The sequence below is a fragment of the Archangium sp. genome (genome assembly GCF_036388035.1).
GTDB lineage: Bacteria > Myxococcota > Myxococcia > Myxococcales > Myxococcaceae > Archangium.
Genome location: NZ_DASVSO010000378.1, coordinates 1 through 6,001, shown reverse-complemented (window position 1 = coordinate 6,001; position 6,001 = coordinate 1). Strand labels below are relative to the sequence as shown.

Here is a 6,001-nt window from a genome sequence, read left to right as displayed (position 1 = left end):
GGGGATGAGTTCGGGGAATGGCCTACGGATGCCGCTGGGAACAACTGGCATGGCCATCACATCCGGGATCTCGGGCATGGAGGCGATCCGATCGCCGAGTACAACCTGCTTCCCGTGTCGCCCAACACCCATGACGCGTTCACCGATGCCTACCCTGCCTGCTATGCCGGTCAGGGGGGCTGGAACACAGTCGGGCCCGAGCGTCCCTCCGTGGATTGAGCGCCATGTCGATTCAAGCCCTGCTCGAACAGGTCTCGCGCGACCACTTCCCGAACCCGCCGGCCACGCCCGCGCAGCTCGATGAGTTCGAGCAGCGGGTGGGCTGGCGTCTGGACCCGGACCTGCGCGCCTTCTACCTGCATTGCAACGGTGCCGAGCTCTTCGAGCGGCCGAATTCGCCCTACCGGTTCCTGCCCCTGTCCGGAGTCATCCGGGCTCGCGTTGCCATTCGTGGCAAGGATGAGGATTCGCGCGGCCCTGCTTGCTGGTACGTCCTCTGCGACGTGGGGGATGGCAACTACACCGTGGTGGATGCCGGCACCCAACGGGAAGGGCGATATCCGCTGCTGGATGGCTACCGGGAGATGTTTCCGGACCCTGATTACTGCGAGCGCATCGCGAGCTCCTTTTCGGAGTTCCTCGAAAAGGCCCTGCGCAGCGGCGGCGGTCATTTCTGGCTGGAAGAGCAGCACAGCGGGAGTACCCGATGATCGAAGTGACGAACCTGCACAAGCGCTTCGGCGCGGTGACGGCGGTGGAGGACGTGAGCTTCCGCGCCGAGGACGGCGTGGTGACGGGATTGCTCGGGCCCAACGGCGCGGGCAAGACGACCACGCTGCGCATGCTCTACACGCTCATCCGGCCGGACCGGGGCAGCGTCAAGGTGGATGGGCTGGAGGTGGCCGAGCGTCCCCTGGAAGTCCGCCGGGCCCTCGGCGTGCTGCCGGACGCGCGCGGCCTCTACCCGCGCCTCACCGCCCGGGAGCACATCCACTACGCCGGCGAGCTGCACGGCCTGTCCGGCGCCACGCTGGACAAGCGCATCGACGAGCTGGTGGAGCTGCTGGAGATGAAGGACATCGCCCACCGGCGCACCGAGGGCTTCAGCCAGGGCGAGCGCATGAAGGTGGCGCTCGCGCGGGCACTGGTGCACGGGCCGCGCAACGTGCTGCTCGACGAGCCCACCAACGGGCTGGACGTGATGAGCACCCGCGCGGTGCGCACGCTCATCCGCCGGCTGCGCGAGCAGGGGCACTGCGTGGTGTTCTCCAGCCACGTGATGCAGGAGGTGGCCGCGCTGTGCGACCGCATCGTGGTGGTGGCGCGGGGCCGAGTGGTGGCGGAGGGCACCCCGGACGAGCTGCGCGCTCGCACGGGGAAGGACAGCCTGGAAGAGGCATTCGTGACGGTCATCGGCAGTGACCAGGGGTTGATGCAGTGAAGGCGCTCCTCTCGGCGGTGTTTCGGAAGGAGATGCGGGACCATCTTCGCGACCGGCGCTCGGTGATGAGCGTGCTCGGCGGCTCGCTGGTGGGCCCCGTCATCTTCGCGGTGATGTTCACGGTGATTGCCTCGTGGAGCCGGCAGGACAAGCCGGTGGAGCTGCCGGTGGTGGGGCGGGCGCACGCGCCGAGCCTCATGGCCTTCCTGGAGCGCTCCGGGGCGAAGCTGGTCGAGGCTCCGGCGGATTACGAGGCGGGCATCCAGGCGGGCACGCTGGACGCGGTGCTCGTCATTCCCGAGGACTACGGGAAGGAGTTCGCCGCGGGGCGCTCGGCGAAGGTGCAGCTCGTGGTGGACAACTCGCGCAACAAGGCGCGCGCCAACGTCAAGCGCATCCAGGTGCTGCTGAGCCGGTACTCGGGGATTCTCGGCATGCAGCGGTTGCTGGCGCGCGGGGTGGCGCCGGAGCTGGCCCAGCCGGTGCAGATCGAGGAGGTGGATCTGGCCACGCCCGAGCGGCTGGCCGCGAGCATCCTCAACATGATTCCCATCTTCCTGGTGATGGCCTGCTTCATCGGCGGGTTGAACGTGGCCATCGACACCATGGCGGGCGAGCGTGAGCGTGGCTCGCTGGAGCCGCTGCTGCTCAACCCGGTGCGGCGCGGGACACTGGTGGTGGGCAAGTGGCTGGCCACCACGGTGTTCTCCTGCGTGACGGTGGTGGTGGTCTCGGTGGCGTTCGTCTTCCTCGCGAAGCGGGTGCCGCTGCAGGACCTGGGCGTGAAGGTGAGCCTGGAGGCGACGACGGCGGTGGCGATGATCGGCGCGATGCTGCCCATGGCGCTGCTGGCGTCGTCGGCGCAGATGCTGGTGGCCACCTTCGCGCGCTCGTACAAGGAGGCGCAGACGTACCTGCAGCTCCTGATGATGCTGCCCACGCTGCCGGGCATGGTGCTGGCGCTGTCCCCCATCCAGAGCAAGGTGTGGATGTACGCGGTGCCGGTGCTGGGCCAGCAGCTCCTGGTGTCCGAGCTGATGCGCGGCGAGGTGCTGGGCGCGATGCCCTTCGTGCTGGGCACGGTGAGCAGCCTGGCGCTGGCGGCGGTGTGCCTGGCCCTCATCGCCCGGCTGCTGAGCGACGAGCGCATCGTCTTTGGCCGTTCCTGAGCATCTCCCCCTTCTTCAGCGGGTCGACCTGTTGATCGACCCGCGGGGTGCTTGCTGAAGTCCGACGCCATGGGGGACCTGATTGGATGAGCGGCACGGCACGTAGCGCGGACGTGGTCATCATCGGCGGAGGCCCGGCTGGCTCCGCCGCGGCCATCACCTGTGCCGCATCCGGGCTGTCAGTGCGCATCCTCGAGCGGGCCGCCTTTCCTCGCGACTGCCCGGGAGAGTCGCTCCACCCGGGCGTCGAGCCCCTGTTCACGCAACTGGGTGTGGGTGACACGGTCCGGGCCGCTGACTTCGTCCGCTACTCGGGTTTCTGGGTGGAGTGGGACGGACCGCGCCAGTTCGTCCCCTTTGGCCAGGACGCGAAGGGCCCATGGCTGGGTTTCCAGGCGTGGCGGGCCGAGCTGGATGCCCTGCTGATGGAGCGGGCGCGCGCGTTGGGGGTGGAGGTGCTCCAGCCCCGTCGCGCGCTCCACCCGCTCCGAGGCGAGCGCGGCGAGGTGGTGGGCGTGGAGACGGAGGCGGGTCCCCTCCATGCCCGGGTGGTGATCGACGCGGCGGGGGGCGCTCATTGGCTCGCACGCCAACTCGACCTTCCCCGGCTGAAGGCTTCCCCCAAGCTGGTGGCCACCTACGGCTACGTGGTCGAGCCCGAAGGCTCCGATGGCGAGGAACCTCGCATCGTGGCCGATGAGGAGGGGTGGACCTGGACGGCCCGCGTACGGCCAGGGGTCCGCCAGTGGACCCGGTTGACGCTGGATGGGCGGCCCGTGCCCAACGGATGGCGGCCCCCGGAGCTGCTCGCGTGTGAGCCGATCGGGCGCTCGCGGGGCGCGGACGTCACCTGGCGGCGCGTGGAGTCCCCGGCGGGCCCCGGCTACCTGATGGTCGGCGACGCGGCCGCGGTGCTCGATCCGGCCTCCTCCCACGGCGTGCTCAAGGCGCTCATGTCCGGGATGATGGCGGGCCACGCGGTGGTGCGCGCGGCCTCGGGGGCCCTGCCGTGGACCGCGGCCTGCGCGGGCTACTCGGACTGGGTCCGCCGCTGGTTCGAGCACGACGTGGCGCAGCTCCGGGAGCGCTACCGTCGCTTTCCTTGTTGGGACGTGCCCGAGAGGCAAGGGTGAGGGTCCACCCCTTCACACTGGTGGCGCTGTTCTGTGCGTAAGTGATCCCTCGTACCCTGGGGTCGGGTGGCAGGTGGGAAGGACATGGCCCACCTTGGGAAGTAAATGACCCCGGAGCGAGAACTGAGTCTCCTTCCTGCGCCGGCCTCCGTGGCCACGGCGTCGGGTGAACCCCGATTCGGCACCTACCAGGGCGAGCTGCCCGAAGTGGACCTCTCCCGGCTCAAGGGACGGTGGGCCCCCGCGGCCGCCCCGGCCCGGCTGCTCAAACGCAAGCGCTGGCACTACACCCTGGCCGCCACGCCCGAGGTGCTCGCCCTCTTCGCCGTGGTGGACGTGGGCTACTCGGCCAACGCCTTCGCCGTGGCGCTGGACCTCAAGGAGCAACGTCCCCTCTGTGATGTGAGCTTCCTGGGCGCGCCCGGCCCGCTTGCCGAGGTGAGCGACAGGCCCGGGGCGGGGCTGACGGCCTCGTTCCGCACGCTCGGCGGACGGCTCACGGCGCGGCGCGGCGAGGACGACGAGCGCTACCACCTGAACGTGGACGTGAGCCGGCTGCGCACGGGCAGCCTCCAGTCCTTCCTGTGGAATGGAGATCTGCTGGTGGCCGGAGGCCCTCCGGCGCTGACGGTGATCGCCCCCGTGGAGGGAGACGGCTTCGTCAACGTCACGCAGAAGCGCAGCGGCATGCTGGCCTTCGGCAGTCTGGAGGCGGGTGGCAAGCGCTTCCGGCTGGACGGCGGGGTGGGCGGGACGGACTACACCCAGGGCTACCTGGCCCGGCATACCGCGTGGCGGTGGGCCTTCCTCGCGGGGCGGCTGGCGGACGGAACGCCCGTGGGCCTCAACCTCGTCGAGGGCTTCAACGAGAGCACCGGCACCAACGAGAACGCGCTCTGGCTGGGGGACAGGCTCTACCCGCTCGCCCGGGCCATCTTCGAGTACGACCGGAAGGAGCTGATGAGCCCCTGGCGCATGAGGACGGTGGACGGCGCGGTGGACCTGCGCTTCCAGCCCCTCTACGTCCACCGCGAGGATCATGACTTCAAGGTGGTGGTGAGCCACTTCGCCCAGCCGCTCGGCCTCTTCGAGGGCACGGTGCGGGTGGAGGGCCGGACGCACTCGCTGTCCGGGGTGCCCGGCGTCACCGAGGATCAAGACATGCTGTGGTGATAGGCTCGGGAGGCCTTGTCCTCCCTCGAGCCTGGTTCCCACGTCGGCCGCTTCCGCGTCATCCGCCTCCTCGCCCAGGGAGGCATGGCCGAGGTGTACCGCGCCGAGCAGGCCCTCGCCGGAGGCATCGTCCGCCCCGTCGCGCTGAAGGTCATCCGGCCGGAGTTCTCGGAGTCCGAGGACTTCCGCGAGATGTTCCTCGACGAGGCGCGCACCGCCTGCACGCTGAGCCACCCCAACATCGTCCACATCTACGAGGTGGGGGAGTCGGACGGGCTCCTCTACATGGCGATGGAGCTGGTGTCCGGCGAGGCGCTCTCGGTGGTGGAGCGCACGCTGCGGGCGCGCGGTGAGCGCTTCTCGGACGAGGCGCTGCTGGCGGTGGGCATCGCCACCTGCTCGGCGCTGGAGGCCGTCCACGCGCGGCCCAACCTCGTCCACCGGGACGTGTCGCCGCAGAACCTGCTGCTGAGTGCCGGGGGCGCGCTCAAGCTCATCGACTTCGGCATCGCCAAGGCCGCCACCAACCGCAACCTCACCCGCGTCGGCACCACCAAGGGCAAGGCGGGCTACTTCTCGCCGGAGCAGGCCCGGGGCAAGCCGCTCGACGGGCGGAGCGATCTCTTCTCCCTGGGCGTCACCCTCTACCAGCTCGCCGCGGGCGTGGGGCCACTGGACGCGCACTCCTCCGTGCAGTCGCGCCACACCGCGCTCGTACGGGGCGAGTGGGAGCCGCTCTCGCGCCTGGCTCTGGCGCTGCCGCGCGGCCTCGCCGACGTGGTGGATCGGGCGATGCGGGTGAAGCCCGAGGAGCGCTTCCCCGACGCACGCGCCCTGCGCGAGGCCCTGGAGTCGGTGGCGTACGAGGCGGGGCTGCCCGTGGGGCCCGGCTCGCTCGCGGGCTACGTGCAGGACGAGGGCGAGGAGGTCTCCGTCTCCAAATCGAGTCCGCGCCGGGCCCGGGGGGGCACCTCCGGGGCGCAGTCGGTGGTGCCGGCCTCACGCGCTCCGGTACCTCGTCCGGGCGGCTCCAAGGTGTGGGCGCCCGTGGCGGGAGTGGTGGTGGCGCTGGCGCTCTCGGGCGT

At 70.4% G+C, this 6,001-nt stretch carries 6 protein-coding genes and 1 pseudogene; all 7 read left to right on the top strand.

Annotated elements, in window-relative coordinates; translation table 11 throughout:
* Nucleotides 1-219 (top strand): annotated as a pseudogene (locus VF697_RS15435) (hypothetical protein); the annotation flags it as partial.
* Between the two features lie 5 nt (nucleotides 220-224).
* Nucleotides 225-710, top strand: coding sequence for an SMI1/KNR4 family protein (locus VF697_RS15430; protein WP_331095675.1), 486 nt, complete (start codon nucleotides 225-227; stop codon nucleotides 708-710).
* Complete coding sequence (locus VF697_RS15425) at nucleotides 707-1,441, top strand: ATP-binding cassette domain-containing protein (RefSeq protein ID WP_331095673.1); 735 nt, start codon at nucleotides 707-709, stop codon at nucleotides 1,439-1,441. Before VF697_RS15430 ends, VF697_RS15425 begins: the two co-directional genes overlap by 4 nt.
* Entirely contained in the window at nucleotides 1,438-2,610 is a 1,173-nt protein-coding gene (locus VF697_RS15420; RefSeq protein WP_331095671.1) for an ABC transporter permease, read from the top strand. Before VF697_RS15425 ends, VF697_RS15420 begins: the two co-directional genes overlap by 4 nt.
* A gap of 86 nt (nucleotides 2,611-2,696) precedes the next feature.
* Nucleotides 2,697-3,743, top strand: a complete 1,047-nt coding sequence (locus VF697_RS15415; RefSeq protein WP_331095669.1) for an NAD(P)/FAD-dependent oxidoreductase — start codon at nucleotides 2,697-2,699, stop codon at nucleotides 3,741-3,743.
* Nucleotides 3,744-3,848: 105 nt separating this feature from the next.
* Nucleotides 3,849-4,916 (top strand): DUF2804 domain-containing protein, encoded by a 1,068-nt coding sequence (locus tag VF697_RS15410; RefSeq protein WP_331095667.1) that lies wholly within the window; start codon nucleotides 3,849-3,851, stop codon nucleotides 4,914-4,916.
* 15 nt (nucleotides 4,917-4,931) lie between these two features.
* On the top strand, nucleotides 4,932-6,001 hold a 1,070-nt coding region (locus VF697_RS15405; RefSeq protein ID WP_331095665.1), incomplete at its 3' end, for a serine/threonine-protein kinase.

Coding starts and splice junctions, on each gene's coding strand:
- VF697_RS15410 (WP_331095667.1), top strand. CDS start 3,849: ATGACCCCGGAGCGAGAACTGAGTCTCCTTCCTGCGCCGGCCTCCGTG.
- VF697_RS15415 (WP_331095669.1), top strand. CDS start 2,697: ATGAGCGGCACGGCACGTAGCGCGGACGTGGTCATCATCGGCGGAGGC.
- VF697_RS15425 (WP_331095673.1), top strand. CDS start 707: ATGATCGAAGTGACGAACCTGCACAAGCGCTTCGGCGCGGTGACGGCG.
- VF697_RS15430 (WP_331095675.1), top strand. CDS start 225: ATGTCGATTCAAGCCCTGCTCGAACAGGTCTCGCGCGACCACTTCCCG.